25 protein-coding genes are annotated in these 26,060 nt (G+C 59.4%); 4 read left to right on the top strand and 21 right to left on the bottom strand.

The genetic code is table 11. The features are described 5' to 3' along the window. Positions 1 to 29: 29 nt before the first annotated feature. The 11 genes from AB4P91_RS18915 to AB4P91_RS18865 all read right to left on the bottom strand — a co-directional run bounded on the left by AB4P91_RS18915 (position 30) and on the right by AB4P91_RS18865 (position 11,580). Entirely contained in the window at positions 30 to 830 is an 801-nt protein-coding gene (locus AB4P91_RS18915) for a crotonase/enoyl-CoA hydratase family protein (RefSeq protein WP_150578824.1), read from the bottom strand. Continuing rightward, a complete protein-coding gene (locus AB4P91_RS18910) occupies positions 827 to 1,900 on the bottom strand; it encodes an acyl-CoA dehydrogenase family protein (protein WP_313005283.1) in 1,074 nt (357 codons plus the stop codon). Before AB4P91_RS18910 ends, AB4P91_RS18915 begins: the two co-directional genes overlap by 4 nt. Continuing rightward, positions 1,900 to 3,048 (bottom strand): acyl-CoA dehydrogenase family protein, encoded by a 1,149-nt coding sequence (locus AB4P91_RS18905; protein WP_313005281.1) that lies wholly within the window; start codon positions 3,046 to 3,048, stop codon positions 1,900 to 1,902. The genes AB4P91_RS18910 and AB4P91_RS18905 overlap by 1 nt, the downstream gene beginning before the upstream one ends. Before the next feature lie 111 nt (positions 3,049 to 3,159). Continuing rightward, the gene (locus tag AB4P91_RS18900; protein ID WP_150578821.1) at positions 3,160 to 4,467 is read right to left on the bottom strand and encodes an amidohydrolase family protein; all 1,308 of its coding nucleotides are present in this window, start codon (positions 4,465 to 4,467) and stop codon (positions 3,160 to 3,162) included. Between the two features lie 111 nt (positions 4,468 to 4,578). Beyond that, a complete protein-coding gene (locus tag AB4P91_RS18895) occupies positions 4,579 to 5,856 on the bottom strand; it encodes a cytochrome P450 (RefSeq protein ID WP_150578820.1) in 1,278 nt (425 codons plus the stop codon). A gap of 138 nt (positions 5,857 to 5,994) precedes the next feature. Next, positions 5,995 to 6,498: a carboxymuconolactone decarboxylase family protein gene (locus AB4P91_RS18890; RefSeq protein WP_191623091.1), complete on the bottom strand. Its 504-nt coding sequence runs from the start codon at positions 6,496 to 6,498 to the stop codon at positions 5,995 to 5,997. 1 nt (position 6,499) lies between these two features. Further along, positions 6,500 to 7,675 carry a thiolase family protein gene (locus AB4P91_RS18885; protein ID WP_150578819.1) on the bottom strand — a complete coding sequence of 392 codons (1,176 nt, stop codon included), beginning with the start codon at positions 7,673 to 7,675 and terminating at the stop codon, positions 6,500 to 6,502. Next, the gene (locus AB4P91_RS18880) at positions 7,672 to 8,574 is read right to left on the bottom strand and encodes a 3-hydroxyacyl-CoA dehydrogenase (RefSeq protein ID WP_313005276.1); all 903 of its coding nucleotides are present in this window, start codon (positions 8,572 to 8,574) and stop codon (positions 7,672 to 7,674) included. Before AB4P91_RS18880 ends, AB4P91_RS18885 begins: the two co-directional genes overlap by 4 nt. A 13-nt stretch (positions 8,575 to 8,587) precedes the next feature. Continuing rightward, positions 8,588 to 9,439, bottom strand: coding sequence for a fumarylacetoacetate hydrolase family protein (locus AB4P91_RS18875; protein ID WP_313005275.1), 852 nt, complete (start codon positions 9,437 to 9,439; stop codon positions 8,588 to 8,590). Further along, positions 9,439 to 10,503 carry an amidohydrolase family protein gene (locus AB4P91_RS18870; RefSeq protein ID WP_150578816.1) on the bottom strand — a complete coding sequence of 355 codons (1,065 nt, stop codon included), beginning with the start codon at positions 10,501 to 10,503 and terminating at the stop codon, positions 9,439 to 9,441. Before AB4P91_RS18870 ends, AB4P91_RS18875 begins: the two co-directional genes overlap by 1 nt. Positions 10,504 to 10,848: 345 nt before the next feature. Further along, positions 10,849 to 11,580 carry a TetR/AcrR family transcriptional regulator gene (locus AB4P91_RS18865; protein ID WP_313005272.1) on the bottom strand — a complete coding sequence of 244 codons (732 nt, stop codon included), beginning with the start codon at positions 11,578 to 11,580 and terminating at the stop codon, positions 10,849 to 10,851. A gap of 183 nt (positions 11,581 to 11,763) precedes the next feature. Between AB4P91_RS18865 and AB4P91_RS18860 the strand changes: the two genes are divergently transcribed. Then, on the top strand, positions 11,764 to 13,395 hold the full coding sequence (locus AB4P91_RS18860) for an ATP-dependent acyl-CoA ligase (RefSeq protein WP_313005270.1): 1,632 nt from the start codon (positions 11,764 to 11,766) through the stop codon (positions 13,393 to 13,395). Between the two features lie 120 nt (positions 13,396 to 13,515). On the opposite strand, the gene AB4P91_RS18855 is transcribed toward AB4P91_RS18860, so the two are convergent. Then, entirely contained in the window at positions 13,516 to 14,316 is an 801-nt protein-coding gene (locus AB4P91_RS18855; RefSeq protein WP_150578813.1) for an SDR family NAD(P)-dependent oxidoreductase, read from the bottom strand. Between the two features lie 101 nt (positions 14,317 to 14,417). Between AB4P91_RS18855 and AB4P91_RS18850 the strand changes: the two genes are divergently transcribed. After that, a complete protein-coding gene (locus tag AB4P91_RS18850; RefSeq protein ID WP_313005268.1) occupies positions 14,418 to 15,158 on the top strand; it encodes a DUF2889 domain-containing protein in 741 nt (246 codons plus the stop codon). An 84-nt stretch (positions 15,159 to 15,242) separates the two neighbouring features. Here AB4P91_RS18850 and AB4P91_RS18845 read toward each other — a convergent pair whose 3' ends face one another. The 4 genes from AB4P91_RS18845 to AB4P91_RS18830 all read right to left on the bottom strand — a co-directional run bounded on the left by AB4P91_RS18845 (position 15,243) and on the right by AB4P91_RS18830 (position 19,130). Next, a complete protein-coding gene (locus tag AB4P91_RS18845; protein WP_150578811.1) occupies positions 15,243 to 15,818 on the bottom strand; it encodes an aromatic-ring-hydroxylating dioxygenase subunit beta in 576 nt (191 codons plus the stop codon). A 91-nt stretch (positions 15,819 to 15,909) separates the two neighbouring features. Further along, the gene (locus AB4P91_RS18840) at positions 15,910 to 17,310 is read right to left on the bottom strand and encodes a Rieske 2Fe-2S domain-containing protein (RefSeq protein WP_313005265.1); all 1,401 of its coding nucleotides are present in this window, start codon (positions 17,308 to 17,310) and stop codon (positions 15,910 to 15,912) included. Positions 17,311 to 17,433: 123 nt separating this feature from the next. Further along, positions 17,434 to 18,432 carry a fumarylacetoacetate hydrolase family protein gene (locus AB4P91_RS18835; RefSeq protein ID WP_395603403.1) on the bottom strand — a complete coding sequence of 333 codons (999 nt, stop codon included), beginning with the start codon at positions 18,430 to 18,432 and terminating at the stop codon, positions 17,434 to 17,436. Continuing rightward, on the bottom strand, positions 18,429 to 19,130 hold the full coding sequence (locus tag AB4P91_RS18830) for an SDR family NAD(P)-dependent oxidoreductase (RefSeq protein ID WP_150578808.1): 702 nt from the start codon (positions 19,128 to 19,130) through the stop codon (positions 18,429 to 18,431). Before AB4P91_RS18830 ends, AB4P91_RS18835 begins: the two co-directional genes overlap by 4 nt. A gap of 139 nt (positions 19,131 to 19,269) precedes the next feature. Between AB4P91_RS18830 and AB4P91_RS18825 the strand changes: the two genes are divergently transcribed. Further along, a complete protein-coding gene (locus tag AB4P91_RS18825) occupies positions 19,270 to 19,668 on the top strand; it encodes a Zn-ribbon domain-containing OB-fold protein (protein WP_313005261.1) in 399 nt (132 codons plus the stop codon). After that, positions 19,668 to 20,858, top strand: a complete 1,191-nt coding sequence (locus AB4P91_RS18820) for a thiolase family protein (RefSeq protein WP_150578806.1) — start codon at positions 19,668 to 19,670, stop codon at positions 20,856 to 20,858. The genes AB4P91_RS18825 and AB4P91_RS18820 overlap by 1 nt, the downstream gene beginning before the upstream one ends. 9 nt (positions 20,859 to 20,867) lie before the next feature. Here AB4P91_RS18820 and AB4P91_RS18815 read toward each other — a convergent pair whose 3' ends face one another. From AB4P91_RS18815 to AB4P91_RS18795, 5 genes are all read right to left on the bottom strand, one after another. Continuing rightward, the gene (locus AB4P91_RS18815; RefSeq protein ID WP_395603402.1) at positions 20,868 to 21,653 is read right to left on the bottom strand and encodes an IclR family transcriptional regulator; all 786 of its coding nucleotides are present in this window, start codon (positions 21,651 to 21,653) and stop codon (positions 20,868 to 20,870) included. An 83-nt stretch (positions 21,654 to 21,736) separates the two neighbouring features. Next, complete coding sequence (locus tag AB4P91_RS18810; RefSeq protein ID WP_150578804.1) at positions 21,737 to 23,323, bottom strand: MFS transporter; 1,587 nt, start codon at positions 23,321 to 23,323, stop codon at positions 21,737 to 21,739. 40 nt (positions 23,324 to 23,363) lie between these two features. After that, on the bottom strand, positions 23,364 to 24,248 hold the full coding sequence (locus tag AB4P91_RS18805) for a fumarylacetoacetate hydrolase family protein (RefSeq protein WP_313005253.1): 885 nt from the start codon (positions 24,246 to 24,248) through the stop codon (positions 23,364 to 23,366). Position 24,249: 1 nt separating this feature from the next. Beyond that, positions 24,250 to 25,200 carry a VOC family protein gene (locus tag AB4P91_RS18800; RefSeq protein ID WP_395603401.1) on the bottom strand — a complete coding sequence of 317 codons (951 nt, stop codon included), beginning with the start codon at positions 25,198 to 25,200 and terminating at the stop codon, positions 24,250 to 24,252. 69 nt (positions 25,201 to 25,269) lie between these two features. Next, a complete protein-coding gene (locus tag AB4P91_RS18795; protein ID WP_313005248.1) occupies positions 25,270 to 26,028 on the bottom strand; it encodes an SDR family oxidoreductase in 759 nt (252 codons plus the stop codon). Between the last annotated feature and the right edge of the window lie 32 nt (positions 26,029 to 26,060).

Genomic DNA, 26,060 nt, shown 5'->3' with positions numbered 1-26,060 from the left:
GATCGATTCTTGTTGTGGGCTTTGAGTGATCAGCGGTCCTGGTAATGGGGATCGCGTTTATCGACAAAGGCCGCCACGGCTTCCTGATGGTCTTCGGTGTGATGCGCCAATGCCTGATAGGCCGCCGATAATTCCAGCAGTGAATCCAGACGCATATGCTGGCCTTCACGCAGCAAGCGCTTGCACAGACGCAACGCATGGCCAGGGTTGCTGGCGATGCGTCGCGCCAGTGCCTGCGCTTCCGACTGCAGGGTTTCATGGGTGCAGACTTGCTCCACCAGCCCCCAGTCCAGCGCTTTTGCGGCATCGATTGCGTCACCCGTAAACGCCATCAGACTGGCCTTCGGGATGCCGATGATGCGCGGCAATAACCACGCGCCGCCGTCGCCCGGAACGATGCCCAGGCGCACGAAACTCTCGGCAAAGATGGCCTTGGGCGCGGCCAGGCGGATATCGCACATGCAGGCCAGATCGAGGCCTGCACCGATTGCCGGGCCGTTGACTGCGGCGATCACGGGTATATCCAGCTCGTAAATCGCCAGCGGAATTCGCTGGATGCCATCGCGATAGGTATTGCGCAGTTCATACGGCGAGCCCGCGAAGATGCCGCCACGCTCGTGCATGTCCTTGACGTTGCCGCCGGCACAGAACGCGCTGCCATTACCGGTGAGCACCATGACCCGGACCGACATGTCACGGCGCAGGTCAGCGCAGAGATCGACAAATTCCTGAATCTGCTCGTGCGTTGTCAGTGCATTGCGGGTGTCGGGATGGTTCATGCGCACGGTGACGATGCCGCCCTCGCGCTCAATCTGCAGGAAGGCACTCATACCGGGTTACTCGATAGACGGGTTAAGGGTTGCTGGCCATGGCTGGTCAAAAACGGCCAGTAACCGAGGCTGCCTCCTTGGCATATTTGCGTGCCCAGGCGCTGACTCCAAAGACTGGCGGAGCCGAACTCGCTGCGCCATGCCCACAACCGACGGGTGAGCAAATGCAGCGGATATTCTTCGGTAAAACCGATAGCGCCATGCACCGAATGGGCGATACCTGCGCCGACACTCGCTGCCTCTGCCGTGCTGATCTTTGCCGCGGCGATGGTCAACGCGGCGAGGCCGGAACTGGATTCGGTGAAGGCCGCCTCGGCCGCTATGTTGGCAGCAGCAGCCTGTTCAGCGAATACCGCCAATTGTTGCTGAATGGCCTGGAACGAGCCGATAGCCTTGCCGAACTGTTTGCGTTCGCCAGCATAGTTGGCGGTCATGTCCAGCAGTGCGTGCAGGGCTCCGGCAGACTGCGCCGCACGTAACATGGCGCCGCCCAGTTCCAGCACATCGACGTCAAGCCCGATCGGCAGCGGCGCATGCGCCAATACCTGAACTCCGGTGAAGCCAAGGTCATCACGCGGTTCGCCCGCCACGTTCAGGCTCAACGTCAATTCGCTCGCACTGCTGCGCGGCAGCAGTACTACATGCGCGGCACCGGCGGAGTCACTGGCGATAGCAACCACCGCTTCAACGTTGCGACCCCACGGGACCGAAAAAACGCTGCCATCAACACGTTCGCCATCGAGTACGAGCTCGGCGTTGGCAGCAACGCTGAGGGCGCCCGCCCTGCCCTCCAAACCGGCGTTGCTCAGCAACCAATTGCCCAGTAGCGCTTCGGCCAAGGGGGCGGGAACACAATGGCGCCCGGCAGCACGGACCAGCACATACATATCGGCCCAGCTGGCTTCGGCGCCGCCCAGTGCTTCGCTGACACCGGCCAGGGTGAAGCCGGATTCATCCAGCGCGGCCCATAGCTCGGCCGGCCATTCACCACCTTCGCAGCTCATCACATAAGCCGGTGTCGCCAGATCGGCAAACAGGCGTTCAATCGTGCTTTCAAATATCTCGCGCATTATCGCAACCCCAGGCCGCGGGCAATGATGCCGCGTAGAATTTCGCGGGTGCCCCCACGCAGTGAGAATGACGGCGCCATCTGGGTCAGGTAGGCCAGCACGCGTGCATGCTCGCTGCCGCCGTCCTGCCGTGGTTCGGTTTCCAGCAGCAGCTGGGCAACCTCTGGAATTTCCTGCTCGAAGGCATTACCGAGGTCTTTCACGCACGAAGCTGCCCACGCTGGATGCTCACCCGCAGCCAACAGAGCCGTGACTGACAACGACATATTGCGCAAGGTCAGCAATTTGGCGGACAAGCGCCCGATCTCACGGGCCTGCAGCGCGTCAGGCGTCTTGCCTACCGCATCAATCAGTGTTTTCAACAATGCCATGCAACTGAGAAAACGTTCCGGGCCGCTGCGCTCGAAGGCCAGTTCGGCGGTGACCTGATCCCATCCCTTGCCTTCAGCACCGATCAAGGCATTGCCAGGCAGCCGCACATTGTCAAAGAACACCTCGTTGAAATGCTCGCCACCGGCAAGGTCACGTATGGGTCGGATGGTGATGCCAGGCAAGCTCAGGTCGACGATAAATTGCGACATGCCTTCATGCCGGGCCGCTTGTTTTTCGCCGGTACGCACCAGGGCTATCATGTAGTGCGAATGGTGAGCATTGGTGGTCCAGACCTTCTGGCCGTTCACCAGCCAGCTATCGCCGTCACGTACCGCAGTGCTTTTGATCGACGCCAGGTCTGATCCTGAATTGGGCTCGCTCATGCCGATGCAGAAATAACTCTCACCCCTGCAAATCGCCGGCAAATAATCCTGCTTTTGTTGCTCGGTGCCGAACCGGTTGATCAGCGGCCCGCTCTGCCGGTCGGCAATCCAGTGAGCCGATACCGGCGCACCGGCCGCCAGCAACTCTTCGATGATCACGTAACGGGCAAACGGCCCGGCTTCCCGGCCACCATAGACTTTCGGCAACGCCATGCCGACCCAGCCTTTGGCGCCGAGTTTTTTGCTGAATTGCGCATCGAATCCCATCCAGGATTGAGCGCTCAACAGGGGTGGGTAATCGGCCAGGGTGTCGCGAATGAACGCTCGCACTTCTGGGCGAAGCGCTTGCGCCTCGGGAGGGATACTGCTGTAGGAAAATTGACTGATGGCCATATGCGCTCTCTTACGGCTGAACACTGGCGCAATCGCTTCGGACGAAGCGACCACTGAACCGCAACCGCCCCGCAGTCGCCGTTGGCCGACGACTGCAGGAACAGCGGCAACTTACAACGCGGTTTGCGCGTCAGCCTCGGCAAACATCGCATTGATGTCGCCGGAGGTAACAGGCTTGTTGTCCTGGCGACCGTGATCGGCACCACCCAGACCCAGGGCCGGCTCGATGCTGACGTGCGTGGCTTGCGCCCGCAGTGCAGCAACGGTGCAGTTTTCACGACCGTGGATGGAGAACGGGTCGAAGGAAAACTCGCGCATTGCGTTCAAGTGAGTGACCTTGTCGATCATCTCTTTAGGCAGGTGTTGCAAACCTTCCCATGCGGTTTCCGGCGAGTTCGGCCAGGTGCAGTCGGAGTGCGGGTAATCGCTTTCCCAAGTAACCATCTCGGCGTTCAGGTAATCGAGGTTCTTCAGGCCGAAGTTGTCCTCGATGAAGCAGGTGATGAAGTGTTTGTTGAAGATGTCGCTGGGCATCTTCCCTTCAAAGTTGGAGTTGGTCCACGCGTTGTGATGACGGTGGGTGAAGTCGGCACGCTCCAGCAGATAAGGAATCCAGCCGATCCCGCCTTCGGAAAGGGCCATGCGCAGTTCCGGGAATTTCTTCCACATCGGTGCCCAGATCCAGTCAGCGGCAGAGTTGGCGATGGAAATCGGCATGGAGGTGATCCAGGCGTCGATTGGCGACAAATCCGAAGCGTGCTGGGCTTTTACGCCGGTACCGATATGGCAGCAGATCACGACTTTGTTGTCGCTGCAGGCTTTCCACAGCGGGTCCCAGTAATCACTGTGGATCGATGGGTAACCATGAATGGCCGGGTTGTCCGACAGCGACAGCGCATGCACACCCTGTTTGGCCAGACGCTCTACTTCGGCAGCAGCGGCTTTCATGTCCCACCACGGCACGATCATCAACGGGATGAAACGGCCCGGTGCGGCGTTGCACCAATCGTGCAAATGCCAGTCGTTGTAAGCCTGGATCGCGGCCATCGACACGTCGCGGTCGGCGTGCATCTGAAAACGCTGGCCGGCAAAGCCCGGGAAGGTGGGGAAGCACAATGAGCCAAGTACGCCATTGGCGTTCATGTCGTCGACGCGGTCCTTCACGTTCCAGGTGCCACGGCGCATCTGGTCGTAGCCCAACGGCTCCATGCCGTATTCCTCTTTAGGGCGACCAACCACGGAGTTGAGGCCCATGTAGCCAGTGGCCTGCTCCTCGAACACCCATACATCGCGATCGCCTTTCTTGACCACATGAGGCTCACGCCCCTTGAAGCGCGCAGGCATGTGGCGAGCGAAAGCGTTTGGCGGCTCGATCGCGTGGTCATCGACACTGACGAGAATCAGATCTTCAACTTTCATTGTTTTCCCCTTCGCATTCGGGCTTGTTGTTGTGCCTGAATCATAGTGCACATCCCGCTTTAATTAAACACATTTTTTGAATGTGTTCATATTAATTCAGGTTCGTGTGCATCAGTCCCACAGCACATGCAGGTAGTGCGGACCGCGCAGCTGTGCGCCGACAATTTTCGGCCCGGGCTTGTCAGCGTCCAGACGGATGTTGGGCATCAAGTCGAGGATGGCATTCAGGGCGCAGTTGATCTCGGTTTTAGCGACAAACTGACCGATGCACATGTGCGGGCCGAAGCCAAAACCGAAGGACGGTTTCGGTTTGCGATCGATGTCGAATGTGTCGGCGTTTACGAACGCATCCTCATCGCGGTTGGCGGAGGTCACGATGCACTGCACCATCGCCCCTTTAGGGATCGCTACACCGCGAATTTCCAGGTCTTTGGCAGCCTGGCGCACCTTGAAGGTGGCGACCGGCTCAAAGCGCACTGCTTCATCGATGGCCTTGTTCACCAGGCTGCGATCGTTGCGCACTCGCTCCAGCACCTCCGGATTTTGCAGCAGCAACGACATCAGGGTGCCGAAAGTACGCGTGGTGGTTTCACTGGCGGCCGGCAGCAACGAACGCACAAACGTGGCGATTTCATGATCGTCCAGCGAGCGGCCCTCATATTCGGCGTTGATCAGCCTGCTGATCAGATCGTCGCCCGATGCGCCCTGTGCGCGACGCTCCGACACCACCACTTTGACCACATCGTAGAGCGACTGCGCGGCCTGCATCGCGGCGCCGCGTGCCGCTGCTGCTTTTTCCGGATCGACTTGCGGACCCGCCAGGATGGCCAGGGCCCAGGCAGCGTATTGCTCGATCTGCTCTGGGCGATCCTCGGGAAAGCCGATCAGCGAGTAGATGACGCGAATCGGGAAGTACAGGGCGAAGTCCATGAGGTCGGCGCCTTTGGCCGGCACCATCGGCTTGAGGTATTCCTCGCGAATCACCCGGTCGATCTTGGTTTCTTTCCAGCGATTGACCGTGTCCGGCATGAATACCGGCTGCAACAGATTGCGGATGTTCTTGTGCGCCTCGCCGTCCATTGCAGTGAGGATCAAACCATCAAAAAACGCACCCAGCCCTTCGGCGATAAAACCGCTGGTGAAGGTGTTGGCGTCACGCATGACGGCCATGACATCGTCGTATTTGAACAAGGTAAAGGTCGGCCGGCTGGCATCGAGCCCGGCGATTGTCGGCACGCCCAGCCGGGCCATGAAATTTTCTTGCAGCACGGGCGAATTGGCGCGCATATCGCGATACGTCGCGTGCAGGTCGATATCGCTGTTACCGCGATAATTGCTGGCTACATCGGTAAAAGCCTTGGTCAGATCGTTCTGCGCCGGTGTGGACATGATCGTCTCCGCTATTTTTGTCATTATTTTTGTGAAGAGGCCTGTTGAATGCCGAGTCTACCGCCTGATAATAGGCCGGTAGCAACTGTATTGGACACTTATTGATATTCCGACCAACAATTTGTGCTGCGAGACGTGTCAGTAGGCTTGCTGCACCAATGTCATGCGTCCACCTGCCAACATCAGCGCACAGTACAGCCCAAGCTCAGCGACCTGAGCCACCGAGAAATACTCGCCAAGTCGCAGGAAATGCGTGTCGTCAATCGCCAGGTAATCGCTGGCGAACAACTCGGCGTAACGCAGCGCGGCGCGCTCTGCCGGCGTAAAGTGCTCGCTGTCCGTCGCCATGCAGGCGATGTCTTCTTCAGTGACTGAATCAGACTTGCGGGCCAACTGGCAGGCCTGACACGTGGTAATGCTGGCAATTTTCAGGCGCACCAGCTCACGCAGACGCTCATCGAGCAAACTGTCGCTGTGCAGGCGCTCCATCAAACCCAGCCAGGCCAAGGCTACTTCAGGCCGATGCGCCCAGACCTGGACCGGCGTGGTTGAACTGAGCATGCGGCTGCGCTGACCACGCTCGACTGCTGCTTGCAACGCAGCCGGCATGGCCTCCAGAGGAATCAGCGGAAGGCGTGCCATCTCAATCGAGCCGTTCGATGATCGTCGCGGTGCCCATGCCGCCGGCACAGCAAATGGCTTGCAGGCCAAAACGTCCGCCTCGGCGCTCCAACTCATTCAACAATGTGGTCATCAGTCGCGCACCGCTCGCGCCCAATGGATGACCCAAGGCGATGGCGCCGCCATTGACGTTCAACTTGTCGTGCGACACACCGGTCTCCTGCATCCAGGCCAACGGCACCGAGGCAAACGCTTCGTTGACTTCAAACAAGTCGATGTCATTGATGTTGAGCCCGGCCTTGGCCAACACTTTCTCAGTGGCGGCAATCGGGCCGGTGAGCATCAACGTTGGATCGGCGCCGACGGTGGTGAAGGCGACAATCCGCGCTCGCGCCCTGAGCCCAAGGTTTTTCGCAGTGTCGGCGCTCATCAGCAACAATGCCGCCGCACCGTCGGAGATCTGCGAGGAGTTACCCGCCGTGATCCGGCCAGTCTCCGGGCGAAAGCTTGTTTTAAGGGTGGAGAGTTTTTCCCGCGAGGTCTCACGACGAATGGTTTCGTCCAGGCGCAGTGTTGACGCAGGCTCGGTCATTCCCAGCTCGCGAAGTTCCTCGACCTCGACCGGCACGATTTCATTATCGAAATAACCGGCATCCGACGCCGCGGCGGCGCGCTGGTGACTGGCAAATGCAAAATCATCCAGTGCATCGCGGCTGAGCGCCCACTTGTCGGCAATCCGCTCGGCCGCCTCACCCTGGCTGGTCAGTTCGTAACGCTGCGAAGCCATCCAGCCAAATGCCTCGCCATGGATTTCGCGGTTGCTGCCCATCGGCACGCGGCTCATGTTTTCCGCGCCGCCCGCCACGACGATATCAGCGGAACCCGCCGCAATTGCACCGACGGCCAAATGCACCGCCACTTCGCCCGAGCCACATTTGCGGTCGATGGTCAGCCCCGGCACGCTGACCGGCCAACCCGCACCGAGCAAGGCGGTGCGGGCGATATTCGCGGACTGCTCGCCAATTTGCGTGACGTTGCCGAAGATCACGTCATCCACCAGCGCGGGCGACAGATCCACCCGCTCCAGCAAGCGACTGATTACCAGCGACCCGAGGTGGTCGGCACGCACGCCGGCCAGGCTGCCGCGAAACTTGCCGACTGGCGTGCGCACCGCCTCTACAATTACGATGTCTTTCATAGCGCGCTCGCCTTGAGTCCAGAACCGGGTACCTGTTTACCGTCTTCATAGCGATAAACGCCCTGCCCCGATTTGCGGCCTAGGCGACCGGCAGCGACCATTTTGATGATCAGCGGGCACGGGCGGAATTTGTCGCCCAAGGTCTGGTGCAGGTACCGCAGGACCGATAAACGCGTATCCCAACCGGTCAGGTCACCGAGTTCCAGCGGGCCCATTGGATGGTTGAAACCCAGCCGCAACGCCGTGTCGATGTCTTCGGCGGTGGCTGTGCCTTCTTGCAGCATCCACATCGCCTCGTTACCCAAGAGCGCAGACATGCGGCTGGTGGTCAGTCCTGGCGATTCGTTGACGATGATCGAGGTTTTTCCGATCTGTTCACAGAGGTTGCGGGTGCGTGCCACCACCTCATCGCTGGTGGCCAACCCGCGGACGAGCTCCACCAACTTCATCTTGTGTACAGGGTTGAAAAAATGCATGCCGATTACACGATCAGCACAGTCTACCGTTGCCGCAATTTCGGTAACGCTGAGGGCCGAGGTATTGGTGGCAATGATTGCATCTGGCGCCAGCAAGGGCGCCGCTTGTGCGAGCACTGCCTTCTTCACCGCCAACTGTTCGGAAACCGTCTCCACCAGCCAGTTGGCACCACTTGCCGCTTCACTCAAGTCACTGCAGGTCTGCAGGTTGGCGAGTGATTGCTGTGCTGTTTCTTCACTGACCTTACCCAGGCGTACACCGTCGGCAAGGATCTTTTCAATACTGGCCCGGGCGCTCGTCAATGACGCGGCGTTGGTATCGACCAACAGCGTATTGAACCCGGAACTGGCGAACGCGTGCGCAATACCGGTGCCCATCAAACCTGCACCGACCACGACTACTTTTTCATTATTGGCGTTCATGTTTGGCTCTCGATTAGGCGCGGTTCTTTTTGCTGACCACATTGCGTAACGTGCCAATGCCTTCGACGCTGGCTTCGACCACATCACCCTCCTTGAGGAACAGACCGGTGCCCATCCCCACTCCTGCCGGCGACCCTGTGAACAACACATCGCCACAGGCAAAACTGGACCGCTGCTGTACAAAGCGGATCAGGTGATCGACCCCCCACGTCATCTCGCCAGTCGAGCCGTCCTGGCGCGTCTCGCCGTTCACCTTGAGTGTCAGGCGGAGCTGCGGGGAACCCTCCGGGAACTCGTCTTTGGTCACGATCCAGGGCCCCAGACCCGTGGTCTGATCCTGGCTCTTGGCCGCGAACAGGTCCATGCCGATACCGGCCGGTCCACTGCGTTGCAGATCCCGCGCGCTGACGTCGTTGCCAACCGTGTAACCCAGCACGCAGCCGAGCGGGTTTTCCAGGTCAATCTCGGCAGTGCCGATGACGGCTACCAGTTCAACTTCGTGATCGAGTTCTTCAGTCAGCGGCGGAAAACGTATCGGGTCATTGGCGCCAATCAGCGCGCCATAAGCCTTCAGAAACGCAACCGGCTGGGACGGCGCACTCAAGCCGAACTCGACCAGATGTTTTGCGTAGTTGGCGCCCGCTACAACCACACGGTTGATCGGTTCGATCGGTGGCAACAGCCGTACTTTTGACAGCGGTAATGCCGGGCCGGCAAAGCGCAACGAGCTGATACCGCGCCCGGCAGCGACCCCGGGTGCCCAGTCAGTGAAATTGCCGGAGATGGGCGTCACCTGGTCTTGGGCGACATCCACCACCGCCCAAAAGATGCCAGTCCCGAAATACTCACATCGCGCCAGTTTCATCAGGCACCTACCTTGCCCAACTTGGCCGGATCGATGTGCAGCAAGCGGCAGGCGTTTTCGTAGCGAATCTTGCGCAGGTCTGCATCGGACAGCTTCAGGCCATGAGTCAGATCGTGACGCACGGCATCACTGCCGCCGAAGTTGCTGCCATACAACACATGATCGGCGCCAATGATGTCTACCAGAGCCTGGCGCATCGGTACTTCATGCAGCTCCACGTCGAAGTAGAAATTCTTCATGTATTCGAGCAGCGGCTTTTTGTTGTATTTGACGTCGAGATTTTCGTTGGTCTTGGCCAGACGGCCGAGTTGGTACGGGACATAACCGCCGCCATGGGTGATGTACACCTTGAGATCGGGGAAACGGTCCAGCACGCCGCCGCAGATCAGGTTCCAGAAGCAACGGCTTTCGTCGTACTGCATGCCCACGATCGCGGTAGTTTCGTAACGGTCATCGTTTGCATTCTTGCCCCAGGTCACGGACTGGTTGTAGCCGTGGATGAACATCGGCAAATCCAGGTCGCAGAGTGTTCGCCATACCACATCCAGTTCCGGCGAATCGAATTCCAGCCCGCCGAAGTTGGCGCCACCGGCAACCAGACCTTTTGCGCCCAGTTCGGTGCAGGCATGGCGCAGTTCGGCGGCAGCCGCTTCTGGCGCGTTCAATGGCACATGGGCCCAGAACATCAATCGGTCAGGAGCTGCTGAGCAGTACTCTGCCAACGTTTCGTTGACCTTGCGGGCGAAAGGTACGGCGAATTCCGCTTCGGTCCAGTACATGTAGCAGTGAGACGGCACGGACACCACCTGCAGGTTCTGTCCAGCCGCATCCATGCCTGCAAGACGCACTTTAGGGTCAGCCCAGCGAGCGAAATATTCTTCAAGCTTGGGGCCATTACCCGAGCGCACGGCAGCTTTACGCTCCGGCGATCCAAGACCCAGAATCCAGTCACCTACCCGCAGCTTGATATCGCCATCAGCGTGCTGCTCGAAGAACGGCCCCCAGTGCGGGTGCTGGTTATAATAGCCAGGGTGCGGTGCGTGGGCGTGGAGATCGATAAGCATGTCTTGGTACCTCGAAGTTGGCACTTTCTTGTTGGTTTTTAGCGCGGTGCCTTTTCGTGGACGGTAGCGGTCTGCCGCGAAAAGGGAAGCTGGAAGCTCACTGCTCTGATCGAAGCTTAAATTTAAATTGATCAGAAATCAAAATACTGTTCAATTTATTTTTGAAGGCGCGTGAAGAGGCCTGACCCAGAGCCCTCGACAAACGTTTAAGAATGCTCGTCGAGGTCAGTTGGCGCCGTCTGCAAACAAGAAAGTGGCCAATGTGCAGCAAAAAAAATGGGCGCCCGGAAACGCAAAACCCCCGATAAACGGGGGCTTTGGCTACAGCGGTGAATATTCCTGGATTTAGCGCCGGGTTCGCGAGGTCGAGCCCATGATCAAAGCGCCGAGCAGTTTTTTCACGCGAATCGGGAACAATCGACGTCCGGCCGCTTCAGGAACCAGGATTTCGCTCAACACGTACCGGATAATCATTTCGCAGATCAGTTCACGATCGAGACGCACCCCGAGTCGATCGTCCCAATCGTCGAACACGATGCCCAGACCATCCTGAAAGCGCACGATCGAATCGTGGAAAATCCGACGAAAGAAACCCAGCGCATAATCAGGCGCGACCACCAGAAGACGCCGGGCCCGACTTTGTTCCAGGTAGTTGTCGAGGTAGGCGAACAAAGCGTTCAGGCGTGCTTCCGGATCGCTGATGTGGCTCAATTCCTGCGACAGTGAGCTGTGAAAACTTTCACGCTTGTGTCGCGAAAACGTGTCCAGCAGGTCTTCCTGGGAGGCGAAATAGCGATAAAAGGTGCCGCGGGACACGCCTGCCACCTGGCACACGTCGAGGATCGAAATACGATCCGCGCCGGACATCAGCACGACTTCTTCAGTGGCTTTGAGGATGTTCGCGATGGTCTCTTCCGAACGGCGGTTCGGCTTGACCTTGTTGCCGGCCGAGGAATTGGCCGCAGCACGTCGCTCGAGTGATTTCACGGGAGCCGTCGCTGCGTCAGGCGCCACTTTTCCAGTGGTTTTGGCGGCCGGTGCAGACGCCTCTGCTTTCTTCGATGCGGCTTTTGGCATGGGTTGACGGGCTCGGTAAAATTGAAGATTGCGCAACGTTATCACAGGATCTGTGCATAAATAACCGTATATGTTCAACTTATTGCTAAAGACATTTACTCAGTTTGTATTTAGAATCCGATTCTCTCTTCAAAATAAAATCAGGTGCCCACCCAGCTGCGGGCGCCTAAAAGGAGAAAACCGATGGGTAGCAGTGGACATCCAGACACTTGGGCAGTGGGAGAACGAGACACTGTCATAGATGCGTTAGATCGCGCGGTTGCAAGGCATCCAGACAAGATATTGCTAGATTTCAGTGGTGAGTTATACAGTTATGCTCAGGTTGACTCACTTTCTACCAGGATGGCCAATGCATTAGCCGCGCTGGGCGTTAAAGCGGGCGAAACCGTGCTGACAATGCTCGACAACAATGTCGATGCGGTCACCACCTGGCTCGCCATCAACAAGCTCTGCGCTGTGAGCGTGCCGATCAACACTGCCCTCAAAGGCGAGTTCCTTCGTCATCAGATCGCCGACACCGGCACCTCGGTGGTGATTTGCGAAGCGGCGTATGTACCGCGTATCACCCCACTCGCCGATCAGTTGAAGGACGTTCACCACATCCTCCACCGTGGCGCACTCGAAGCGGCTGCGGATTGCCCGATTCGTGTGGCCCCGCTCGATGAGTGGCGCGGGCATGACACCACCCCGCTCGCGCACAAGCCGCAACCCTCCGACCTCGCCTGTCTGATCTACACCTCGGGCACCACGGGTCCCTCCAAGGGTTGCATGATCAGCTACAACTTCATGTGCAACCTGGCGCGCCTGCAATTGCGGGCTGGTCCGGCCAGTGCTGACGATGTGACCATCACGCCGCTGCCGCTGTTTCACATGAACGCGCTCTGTGTATCGATCATTGCCAGTATTCTGGTGGGCGCGCGCGCCGCCATTCTCCCGCGATTCTCGGTCTCCAATTTCTGGCCCGAAGTGGAGCGCTCGGGCGCGACCATCGCATCGATCCTGGGCGGCATGGGCGGCCTCCTCGCCCAGGCGCCGGATAATGACGCGATGCTGCGCTGCGTGGGTCAAATCCACACTGCGCGCGGAAACCCGTACACCGAAGAAACAAAAAAAATCTGGCGCGAGCGCTTTGGTACCAAACTGGTGGGCGGCAATGGCTATGGCCTGACCGAAGCGTGTGTGATCACTTCACTGGCAGCGGGTGAATACGCCGCACCGGGGTCGTCAGGGAAACGCATCGCCGATTTTGACGTACGAATTGTCGATGACCTGGATCAGGAAGTGCCGCCCAATGCTGCGGGCGAGATTGTCGTGCGTCCGCTAAGGCCCGACATCATGTTCCAAGGCTACTGGCGTCGTCCGGAAGACACTCAGAAGTTGATGCGCAACATGTGGTTCCACACGGGCGACGTCGGCAAGTTCGATGATGACGGGTTCTTCTACTTTGTCGATCGCAAGAAGGATTACATGCGCCGCCGCGGTGAGAACATTTCCAGCTTCGAGATGGAAGCAGCCTTTGCATCTCATCCGGCATTGGCTGAAGTGGCCGTGCATGCCGTGCCTTCGGAAAAGGGCGAGGATGATGTGAAGGTGACGGCAGTGCTGCACGAAGGTGTGACGCTGGAACCGGAGCAGCTCTTCCATTGGGCGACCGATTCGGTGCCTTATTACGCATTGCCGCGTTATATCGAGTTCCGCACCAGCTTGCCGAAAAATCCTCAGGGACGCGTGCTGAAGTATTTGCTGCGTGATGAGGGCAAAACCCAGGGCACGTGGGATCTGGAAACGACTTCGATCGTGGTGTCGAAGAAATAACCGAAGAGGCATCCGACGTTGAAAGCCCGCATTCAAGCGGGCTTTCTTTTGTTCGCACTCTGGCTTTTCGCAGTCGTTGCCAGCTGCCGCCGGTTGAGTCCGGCGGCAGCTGCAGGTCGATCAGTACTCGCGAACGGGAACGCCTTTAGGCCGGGAGTTGTAGCCGGGCAGATGCAGCCCGCCATCCACGTGTATCGTTTCACCGGTGATGAACCGCGACATCTCCGATGCCAGAAACACGACCACCGGCCCGATATCCGCTTCAGGTTCGCCACAGCGCCCTAACGGCCGCATCGATGCGGACATCTCGGCAAACCCCGGGTTCTCCGCAGCGAGCTTGTGGAACGTGGCCCCCATCGCTGTAGGCGCGATGGCATTGGTGCGAATGTTGAACCGCCCCCATTCAGAAGCGGCACTGCGGGTCAGCCCGACAATCGCCGCCTTCGCCGTGTTGTAGTCGCCATGCAACCAGGCGCCGATCTCGATATCGATGGAGTAGAAGTTGATGATCTTGCCGCCGCCCCGCGCTTTCATGTGCGGCAGCGCGGCTTTCATCGCCCACCAGGCCGCCCACACGGTAGAGCCGAGGGTTTGCTCCAGCATCGCATCGGTTTTTTCTTCCAGGAGTACATTGGGCGTTGGCGCGAAAGCGTTATTGACCAGAATGTCCAGGCCACCAAACTGATCGACGGCCAGTTGCACGGCAGCTTCGATATCGGCCTTGCTGCACACGTCGGTCTTGATGAATGCAGCCCGGGCGCCCAGCGCTCTGAGTTCTGCGACCACCGCCTCGCCACTGCTGATATCCAGCTCGGCGACCACCACGGCGGCGCCCTCTTTGGCGAAGTTCAGCGCTATGCCGCGGCCGATACCACCACCTGCACCGGTAATCAGCGCAACCTGTTCGTTTAGCAGTGCCATAGCCACCCCATTTCTTGTTTTTTAGTGAACATTATTGGTTATAGTGTTCAAATATAGCTGATTTCGTCAGCTCGAACAGCACTGGAACAAGGATATTGAGGATGACCGTATTTCGTCGCCGCGTGGACATCATTGCTGTTGCCGGCCAAGGCCCCGGGGAAGTACGTGCAGCGCTGGAAGACGACTTCCACCACTTCCGCGTTTGGGTGCGCCACGACGAAGGTCGCGTCACGGCCATCGGTGGCGAAGCGCTTCGCTATCCTTACTCCTTGTGCCCGCAGGCGTGCGGCAATCTGCAACAATTGGTGGGCATGGAGCTGGACCGGATCGCCCACTCCGTCACCCGCCAGGCCGACGCCAGTCATCAATGCACCCACCTCTTCGATCTGGCGGGTCTTGCAATTGCAGCCGCCGCGCGCGGAACCCGCCAGCGGCGCTATGAAATCACCGTCGGCGAGCGCATCGACAACCGCACCCGAGCCATCCTGATACGCGACAGCCAGGAGGAACTGACCTGGGATGTAAATGGCACGCTGATTGAAGGCCCTTCTCCCTACGCTGGCATCAACCTTCGCGAAGGCATGGCACGCTGGGCGTTGAATACACTCAGTGAAGAAGCCGCTGAAGCGGCGCTGTTACTGCGTCGCTGCACGCTGATTTCGATGGGCCGGGCCTACAACCTTGACGCGCAGATCCATGCTTCTTCCACCGCACGCTGTTACAGCCAGCAGCCTGAACGCGCGGAGCAGGCGTTGCGGATGAAAGGCTCGACATTGGACTTCAGCCATAACAAGGGCAGCCTGTGCGCCTTGGATCAGCAATGGCTTGGCCAGGAACGCTAGCCGGGACGAGCTCGCGCCACGCGGTATCAGGCCAGGATCCTGGAGGTACGGCGATCCGCAAACGAACCGGATCGCCGGATTTGGCTAGAGGAATACAGCCAGGTTGGGCGTACCAAGCACCGCTTGGTCAATGATGACTTCGCGCCGCGCCAGCTTGAATCCCGTGTCACTCAGGCGCAGCACGTCGCGGCGTTCGCCACTGATGATGTCGACATGGTGGTCTTTGAAACGGCTGCGTGTGAGCAACAGGTAACTGGTCACCACAAATTCATCGCTCTTGGCGGTTTCTTCAACGAATACGTTGGTGACCAGACGCCGTGTGCGCGAGGGAGGATCTTCGGCCCAGGCGCTTTTTCCGGACAAGCGCAAGATACGGCCCATGATCGAGCGATAGTCATCGTGGTAATGCTGAACGCTGCGCACGATGGTGGTTTTCAGTTCGGCCGCCAGACGGGTCTGGCGTAGCGGCACGGTGTACACGAGATCTGTGTCCAGCCGTTCAGCCCACTCCTGCAGGCGAATCTGATCGAGCAGCGTGGCTTCCTCGTAGAGAAAGGTCACCACATCGTTGTAGATCGGCGAACCTACAGGCACCCGTTGGGTACCGACAGGCGAACCCGGCTGGATATCCTCCACACCGCGTTGTTGAACCTGAGCCATGAGTCATTCCCTCACTGTTATTCTTGTTAATGCGGTTGTTGGCGAAAGCGGCCCCTGAGGACCGCAGTCGAACGAGGCCCGAACGAAGTTGTTACTTGTCGTCCGAAGCTGTCATCAGCTCGTGCCAGTACAACCACCAGTGCCACTGGGTATCGTCCTTGGTGAAGCCTTCGTTGACGATGCCCGGGCCGGGCCAGCCTTCCGGAGCGCCGGTTTCGAAGACTGCCTGGTATTTCATGGTGCTCTTGCGGCCCATCGCGCCTTTGGCGGCCAGGGTCATGTGCGGCCAGGTATCGGAGTCATCCTGCTCCACCATGCCGGAGGTGCCGAACAGCTGGATGGTCTGCTTGAGCATTTTGTCGCGCAGCTCCGGGGAAGCGTCTTTCTCGGCAAACACCCAGTTGACGAACTCAAGCTTGTCCGGCCCTTGCGGTACGTAAGCGTGCAGCGTCATCGAGCCGACCACAGTGCCGTCTGGCTGTGGAATGTAGACGAAGCCGAAAAGGATGTTCGGGAACATCCCGCCGACTTGCGGCGGCATGCTGGTGAGCACTTTCAGCTGATCTTCGGTCAGGTTGCGAGCCAGCTGCTCGACCATGTCGGCAGTCATGCCGGCCGGCGGCAAGGCTTCGAGTTTTTCCTGCACCGTCAACTCTGCAGGATCGAGGCCGGTCAGACGTTTGATCTTGCGCGCCAGATCAATGCAGCGCAGGGCATGGCCGTGCGGCGAGCTGATTTCGACGCCGATCATTTCCGGGCTGAGGTCGGCGGTTTCGCCCTCACCTTTCTTGGCATAGTTGCCGACTTCACCCAACCAGCGGTGCAGGGTCAGCGTGTGGAAACCGTCGGCCGCCGATTGCTCGCCCGCCGTTTTCCAGTTGGCGTTGACGATGAAGCGCTGCGGTGGGCCGAGCACTTCCATGCCTTTGTCGGAGCGGCAGAACAGCATGTCGTAGTACCACTTGGCATCACCCAGGAACTCGTCGAACGATGGCCCATCGATGTTCCAGGTCGCGAACACCAGGCCGCCATACAAGGTGACCCGCGCCTTTTTCAGGCCCAGCTCTTCCTTGGGCAACATCTTGCCGTGCATGCACTCACGCTCGACAGGCGAGCCGACGAAATCGCCGTTCGGGCGGAACGCCCAACCGTGATAGATGCATTTGTGAATTTGCGTGTTGCCGCAGTCGGCAGTGCTGATGCGCATGCCGCGGTGCGGGCAGACATTGAGGTTTACATACACCTCGCCCTCTTTGCCACGGGCAACGATGACTGAGTCGGAGCCCAGGTCCCGGACCATGAAGTCGCCGGAGTTGGGGATTTCCGACTCGTGACCCAGGAGTACCCAGATCTTGCCGAAGATTTTTTCCATCTCCAGCTCGTAAATTTCGCGGTCGGACAACACGCGCATTTGTACTTCACGGCTGGAAGGGTAGATGAGGTCTGAGACCTTGGTTCCATCAGACAATACGGGGCTTGTTGTTGTTAGCATGATTGCCTCCTGATCAGAGCGTCGCGACAGTGGTCGCGAGGAAATATAAGACACTTTCTCTGTTTGTGTACATAGAATTCACTGGCCACTTGTAAGCGAATTCTTCCGGCAATGGCTTTACCCTCACGCCTGGCTTGATGCCTTGCCCACCTGGGTGCGCAGCACACCAATGCCATCGATCTCCAGCTCAACCACATCGCCGGGTTTCAAGTAACGCAATTGTTCAAGGCCGCAACCGTTGCCGACCGTGCCGGAGCCTAGAAACTCGCCGGGGTACAAGGTTTCCGAGCGGGACACATGGGCTATGACGTCTTCAAAACTCCAGCGCATGTCACGGGTATTACCGCGCCCCCACTCCTCCCCGTTGACCCTGGCCACCATATTCAGGTCGTAGGGGTCACCCAGTTCATCAGCGGTCACCAGGCAGGGCCCCATGATGTTGGCGGTGTCGAAATCCTTGCTTTTAGCCGGGCCGAGCATGCCGGGCATTTCCAGCGCCTGGGCATCACGAGCACTCATGTCGTTGAAGATGGTGTAACCGACGATATGCCCACGGGCGTTTTCGCGGCTGATGTCTTTGCCGCGCTTGCCGATGTAGCAGCCGAACTCCAGTTCGAAATCCATCGCCTGACTGAAACTGGGCCACTGGAATTCGTCGTCGATGCCGACCACGGCGAAACGGTTGCCCTTGTAGTAGATGGGCTGCTTGTTGAACGTCTCGATCACCCGGTCGTCGGCGCCCGTGTTCATTGCTTTCAGCGTCGCCTCTGGATCGTCGGTCCTGAGCGCTCGGGCCCGGCGGGCCGCGGAGAAGGCCTGGCGCAGATGCAATTCGAAGCAGGAGCAATCGCGCATCTGTGGGGGAGGCTGGATCGGTGCGCGCAATTTCACGCTGTCACGCTCCAGCAGTGCGGCCGAGGGTGCCTTGGCTACCAATGAACGGGCCAACTCCAGCGCCGGCTCACCCGCCTCTACCAGGGCAAGAATGCTGCTCAACGCGACACTGTCGCGACCTTCCAGCGAGCGATAGGCGATTTGCAGATCGAGCACCTGCTGGTCGCGGTTGAGCAAGGCCCCGGCGCGGTCGAAGCCATCCGCATCGGTATACGTCACCAGCCTCATACGCGGCCGCTCACAGGTACGAGCGCGCCGGTGACCGCTGCGGCTTCATCGGATAACAGGAACGCGACCACCGCCGCCAACGCGTCTGGTGTGACCCAGCGACTGCTGTCGGCATCGGGCATGTCGGCACGGTTGGCCGGGGTGTCGATAATGCTGGGGAGCACGGCGTTGACCGTTACGCCACGGTCCTTCAGCTCTTCCGCCAATGCTTCGGTCAACCGGGCGACACCGGCCTTGGACGCAGCGTAAGCGCCCATTCCCGTCGCGGCTTTGATCGAGGCCAGCGCACCGATGTTGACGATGCGTCCTGCTTTGGAACCCAACAGGTGCGCCAGGGCCGATTGGGAACTGACTACCGCAGTGCGCACATTCATCTGATAGAGCCGATCCCAGGTCAGCAAGTCGCCGCCTTCCACGGTTTCCCAGGCGAAGCCGCCCGCGACATTGACCAGACCATCGATACCGCCCCACTGCTCTGCAATGTGCGTGAATGCCGCGCTGGCCGATTCGCTTGAAGTCAGGTCGACGCCACCCAGGCATAGCAGGTTTTCCGTGTCCAGCAACGCACTTGGCGCTTCGCTGCGATCCAGTAGTGCGACGTGGGCGCCACGCGCCAGCAGAAACTTGCCCAGTGCGCTGCCGAGGGCACCAAACCCGCCAGTGACGACTACCCTCTTGTCCAATAATGATTGGAGCATTGCGACATCCTCTTATTGTTGTTTTACGACGCGAACGGTCGATTCGTGCCTTCACTCGGATGAATATATGACACTTTTAGAAAATATGTACAAATGATACCGTATGACTTCAAGTCAAACACTCACTTGCGGAGCGCTGATGCCTAGAAAACTGCCTGCACTCAACGCCGACAACCGGGCCTTCTGGCAAGGCGGCCAACACGGCGAACTGCTGATTCATCGCTGTTCTGGCTGCAGCCGCTATTTCCACCCGCCTGGCCCGCTCTGCCCGCACTGCGCCAGTTTCGATGTGGCGCCGCAGGCGGTGTCCGGAAGAGGCAAGGTGCTCAGTTATACGGTCAACTATCAGCCGTGGGCGCCTGAGCTGGAAGTGCCCTACGTGGTCGCGATCATCGAACTGGTTGAACAACCCGGCTTGCAGTTCGTGAGTAACGTGGTAGGCGTGCCGGTCACGCAGGTGCATATCGACATGCCAGTGCGGGTCAGCTTCCTCAATGTCGAGGATGTGTGGTTGCCTCTGTTCGAAAAGGATCAGTGATGTTCGATCATCGTTATGAGAAAGACGTAGCCATCACCGGCATCGGGCAGTCGGAAGTCGGGCGACCTTCTAGCAAATCTGCCATGCGCCTGACCCTGGATGCCTGCCTCGAAGCCATTGCGGACGCTGGCCTGCAACGCAGCGACATTGACGGCGTCGCGTGCTGGCCGGGTGACAACAACAATGGCGACGCGTTTTCGCCGGTGGGCCCCAGTGCGCTGAAGAGTGCACTTGGGCTTAACGTCAACTGGTTCGGTGGCGGCTATGAAGGTCCGGGACCGCTGACAGGTGTCATCAACGGGGCCATGGCGATTGCGGCGGGACTGTGTAAGCACGTCCTGGTATTTCGCACCATTACCGAAGCCTCGGCGCGCCTGGTCAACAAGCAGGCAGGCGCCCTCACCAATAAGACTCAAGGTCGCGACAGCAGCTATGCCTGGCAATGGTTCACGCCGTTCAATGTGCAGTCGGGCATCAACCTGATGGCGTTGTACGCCCAGCGCCACTTCCATGAATACGGCACTCGCCCTGAGCAGTTGGCGCAGATCGCCCTGACCTGTCGCCGCAACGCCATGCGCAACCCCAAAGCACTGTATCGCACGCCCATGAGCATGGACGACTACATGGCCTCACGGATGATTTCATCACCGCTGCGCATGTTCGACTGCGACGTGCATTGCGATGCCTCCACCGCCATCGTCCTGTCACGGCGCGATATTGCTCAGGACCAGCCTAACAAGCCGATCCGTATTGAAGCCATGGGCGCGGCGTTGAATCAGCCTTGGTCCTGGGACCAGATATCGCTGACAAGGATGGCCGCCTTCGATGTCGGCGAGATGATGTGGGCGCGCACCGACTACACCCCGCAGGACGTCGGATCGGCGCAGTTGTATGACGGATTTTCAATTTTGACCCTGATCTGGCTGGAAGCCTTGGGCCTGTGCCCTACCGGACAAAGTGGCGCTTTCGTGGAGGGCGGCACGCGCATCGCGCTGGAAGGCAGTTTGCCGATCAATACCAACGGCGGGCAACTCTCCGGCGGGCGCACCCACGGTCTGGGCTACGTGCACGAAGCCTGTCTGCAGCTATGGGGCCGCGCCGAGGGTCGCCAAACCAGGGAACATTCCGTCAGTACGGTGGCAGCAGGCGGCGGCCCGTTGGGTGGCAGCCTGCTGCTCGTCCGCGAGTAACAGCGAAACTCAATACAGCACGCCGGCCACTTCACTGCAGAATTCGATCAGCGCCTTGCCCAGTTCGGCAAGGCCCTCTTCGTCCCTCTGCCCACGGAACATCACCGCCGACACGGTGAAATCGATGCTGTTGGACGGCGAGTAGACCGGTGCGGCGATCGCCAGAATGCCCCCGGAAAAATGCCCGTCATCCAAGGCCCAGCCACGCTCGGCCGCGGTTCTGACTTCCTCCCGGTAAACCTCGAGTGGCAGTGGCTGAGCCCAGCGAATGGTCTCGAAGCTGCCCTGCACTTCTGGGTCGTCAAGGTCGATCTGCGTGGCGAACAAGCGACCGCTGGCGCCCATCAGAATCGGCAAGCGTTGACCTTCGGCCATGTCGATGCGCACATCGGTGGGGCTGGCAGCGGAACTGACGATGACGATGCGGTCAGCGCTCATTTTGCGCCACAGTGTAATCGTCACCCGTTGGCGTGCAGCCAGGTTATGCAACAGCGGTTTCGCCATCTGCACGCGATGGCCTTGGGTCACCAGTTGTTCCACCAGCCGTGCCAACCCCAAGCCTACAGAGTAACGCTTGGACATCGAGCTGAAGTCGACCACTTCCTCCTGCACCAGAGTGCGCAGGATGTTGAAGCAGGTGCTGGGATTGATTTTCAGTTGTCGGGCGATGTCCACCGATCGTTCCGGTGTGCCCACCTGACTGAGGTAGCGCAGGATTCGAATTGCATTGGAAACGGGCTTGACGATGGTCGCGCCGGCCGCTTTGGTGGTGTCGTTAACGTCAGAGAGGTCCATGCCCGATCCAGTCACTTTAAAGTGCGGTCATTCTAGCCTGAGAATGAATCGGCACGGAAAAGTTTTATCTGGGAATTTTCGAGCTACGTGGTTTGTTTCAGCGGTGGCTGGTAGATCAGACGGCGGGTTTGCAGATCCTCGCGGCGAAAATGCTCAAGAACCTGCTCCTGGGCATGGTCCGCTTGCGTTACCCGAACCTGCTGGCGCAAGTAATCGAGCCAGGATTCGACGATGAAGCGTTCGCTGTAGAGTTGATCAGCCGACATGTCGCGGTACAGCCGCCAGTTTTGCGCACCGTTGCGGCGTCGCGCCTTGCCGACCGCGTACACGGCTGTCAGAAAGGCATCACGTTCTGGCTCGGTCACCTGATAGACGATCTCCACCGATACCGGACCGTCGGAATGGGAAATATTGCCGGTCAGCTGCAAGGAGTCGGTTACCTGAACTTCGGCGAAATCGGATTCCTGACCCAATTCCACGTAATCATTACGGGTCAGCGCGATACCCACCAGCAGTAACAGTGCCGATAACAACAAGCTTTCGCTTAGCCCCAAGTATTGCGCCAACGCGCCCCATAACGCGCCCCCGGCTGCCATCGCGCCCATCAGGATCAGTACATACACGGAGGCGACCCGTGCGCGAACCCAGTTGGCGGCGTAAGTCTGCACCACCGTGGAAATAGTCGCGTTGACCGCCATCCAGCCGAATCCAGCCAGCAACATCATTGCGCAGACCGCGTAGCGGTTGTTCGACAGCGCGGCGGCCACGCTTGCCAGGGCGAACGATACGGAGCCGCACATCAACAGATGACGCATGCTCATCACCCGATATAAACGCGGCAAGCAGAGCGCCGCCAGCACTGCACCGGCCCCCAGAAATGCCATCAGCAGGCCATAACCTCCGGCATCCATGCCCAGTTCCTGCTTGGCCACCAGTGGCATCAACGCCCACAAAGCGCTCGCACTGCTGGTGAACACCAACACTTGCTTCATGGCGCTGAACAGCACCGCCGAATGGCGGATGTAGCGCAGGCCACTGCGCATGCCACCCGTCAGGGTCTCGGGCGGCAAGCCAGCGGCAGGCGGATTACGCGCCAGAGAAAAGAGGAAAATCAGCACCACCAACATGCACAGGGCTATCACCAGAAACACCGACGTGGTGTTCCAGTACGCAATAAGCGCGCCGGCCAGCGCCGGCCCCAACGCGCGGGTCGCGTTGATGGAGATTCCGTTGAGGGAAACGGCAGCCGGTACCTGATCGCGCGGCAGCACGCCGACCATGGTCACCATCCACGCGGACATGCCCAGCGCACTGCCGGTGCCCAGTACAAAAGTGAACGCCAGCAGGCCCCAGGTTTCCAAATGCGCGCTGTACGCCAACAGGCAGAGTACCAGCGCCGCGAACAGCATCATGCACTGGGTAATGATCAGCCATCCGCGGCGGTCTACCCGATCGGCGATCACCCCGCCGGGAAAGGCGAAGAGGAAGACCGGCAAGGTCACGGCGGTCTGCACCAGGGAGACCATGACCGCCGATGTCGTCAACGTGGTCATGATCCACGCCGCGGCCACGGTCTGCATCCAGATCGCCATATTGACCACGGCGGCTGCCAGCCATAAGCCTCGGAACGCTCTGTTGCGAAACGGCGCCCACGCCGAACCCTCGCTCATCATTACTCCTCAGCGTTTTCGCCGATCAATATCAGGGGGATTACGGTGCCAGTGGCTGGCCAAGTCGCCCGCGTGCTCGCGCAGGGCTGAGCCGGCGAAGTGCTGCAATGCTATTGCGCAGTCGACCAATGCCATCGATATGCGCTTCTACCCGATCACCCGGGCGCAGGAAGCGCCCGGTTTCCAGACCCACACCGTGGCTGGAACCGGTAAACACCAGGTCACCAGGGCGCAGACTGATGCGTGCATCCAGATAGTTGAGCAATTCATCTAGAGGGAAAATCATCTGCCGCGTGTTGTCGTGCTGGCGCACTTCATCGTTGACGCTCAGGCGCATTTCCAGCGCAGGCTGGCCTGTACCACCCAGCTCATCCGCCGTCACAATCCAGGGGCCGACCGGTGTCGTGCGGTCCATGGCTTTCTGAGTCAACAGGTCCAGCCGGCCAATCAGTTTGCCGGCATCCCGCGCACTGATGTCATTGCCTATCGTGTAGCCCAACAGGCAGTCGCTGGCGTGCGGCTCGTCCAGCAACGGCCGGCCGACCACTGCGACCAGTTCTACTTCGTAGTCGAGCTGGCAGGTCAGAGGCGAATAATCGATCTCGTCACCGGCACCCACCAGCGCTGACTCGGGTTTCATGTAAGCCAGTGGATGGGCCGGCGCTTCGCTGCCCAGACGCTTGAGGTGGCTGAGGTAGTTGAGGCCCACACCGAACACCCGGCCGCCCGGCTCCAGCGGCGCAAGCAAGCGCGCCGCCGACAACGGCAGCCACTCGCCCACCAGGTCGAGGGCGCCTGCCACACCATCCGCACGCAGCCCGGCCCAGTGGCAGAACGGCGCGCTGATCCTGCGCAGGTGATCGGTTTGGGCATCAAGCAATGCCCAGAACGTTTGTCCGGCCACCTCGACCCGCGCCAGGCGCATGTCAGCGCTTGGCCAGGTAGATCGGCAGATACTCGGCGTCGAGTACTTCTTCGGGCGTCTTCACGCTGGCGCCGAGAATCGGGCCGACCATTTCATGGCCCCACAGGCTGAGTTTTTCCGGGTTCAGCTCGTAGGGATCGCCCTGCCATGGCTCGATCTCAGCAATGGTCTCGAAAGCAAAACCGGACGGATTGAAATGGTAGAACGACAGGTGCGGGTCCTGGGCATGTTGGCCAAGGGTCATCATCATTGGCAGCTCGCGCTGACGCACGATGTCGTAGGTTTCCCCCACATCGCGGACATTGCGGACGAACAGCCCGACATGCTGCACGCCCATGCGTCCCGGCCCATGGCCGTAGGCAATATCATGGCTGGTGTGATGGTTGAGTTTCGAACGGAAAAAACCGGTTCGCCCTTTACCGGCACCGGCGCCATACCAATTGAAACCCATGACGTTGATCAGGAAGTCTTCCAGCTCCGGCGTGTAGTCCGGGGTGATCAGCACCACATGCCCCGCCCCTCGTTCGTCGGCCAGAAAACCGCTGTGGGGACGCCCAGGCTGGAAGGAACGCGGCATCCATTTTTGCCCGTAGAAAAGTTCGTGCTGATAACCGACCGGATCGCGGAAACGCACCAGTTCCCGCACGCCACGCTGTTCACAGAGCTCTGCATCGCCACGGCTGTAGTCGACATTGGCCGCCGCCAGCTTCCTGATACCGTCTTCGAACGCCATGCGCCCGACCGCTTCCCAGCCGATGTAGGCAATCCGGTCAACTTTACCTGGGTGAAACGCGAAACGATGACGGCGGTCATCAATCTTGAAATACAGCGACTCCGGATCACTATCGGGGTTCTTACCGATACCAAAGCCCATGACCTGCGGGCCGTATTCACGCCAGGCTTCGAGGTTGGGAGTTTCAAAGCCCATGTAACCGATACCGATAATGTCCACGTCATTCACCTTGTTATTGTTCGAGATGATGAAAGGTGCCGGTCGCTCCTGCCAGGGGCGCCGCGCGTACTAGATCGCCAGCAACCCGCCGTCGATTACAAAGTCCGAACCGGTAATGAACGAAGCTTCGTCCGAGGCGACGAAAACCGCCATCGCGACCACTTCCTCAGGTTCGCCGGGGCGGTCCATCAATACGCCATCCAGCAGCATCGCACGCATTTTCGGGTCTTCCAGAAACGGACGAGTTCCGGGCGTCGCGACAAATCCTGGGCTCAGACTGACCGCACGGATGCCAAACGGCGCACCTTCTACGGCCAGTTGGCGGGTGAACGAAACCACCGCACCCTTGGCTGCGGAATGCGCAGAAATTCCGGCCACTTTCGAACCGCCCCACGCGGCGGTTGACGATACGTTGATGATCACCCCGCGCTGTTCGGCCAAGTGGTGCCAGGCATATTTGGTGGTATAGAACAGCAGGTCGATTTCGTTGCGCATGGTGTACTGCCAATCTTCGATCGACAGTTCGCTGACCAGGCCGAACCGTGCAGCGGATGCGTTGTTGTAGAGAATGTCGATGCGCCCGTGCTCGACGACGGCGGCATGGATCCACGCCTTCGCCTGCTCGTGGTCACCCAGGTCCACCGGGGCCGAGCCGTACAGAGTGAAACCCTCTGCCCGCATCAACGCGGCCGTTTCTTCATGACCTTCGGCGACAAAGTCGCAGCCAACGACAATCGCCCCTTCGCGGGCAAACCGCAGCGCCGCGGCCCTGCCCTGCCCGCCGCCGGTACCGGTGATCAGCGCGACTTTGTTGTGTAAGCGTCCCATAAGTACATCCTCACTTCAGTGATTGACACGTT

The organism is Pseudomonas sp. B21128, assembly GCF_044218865.1.
GTDB lineage: Bacteria > Pseudomonadota > Gammaproteobacteria > Pseudomonadales > Pseudomonadaceae > Aquipseudomonas > Aquipseudomonas iridis.
The sequence above is the reverse complement of the archived record's forward strand: the minus strand, read 5'-3'. Positions and strand labels throughout refer to the sequence as shown.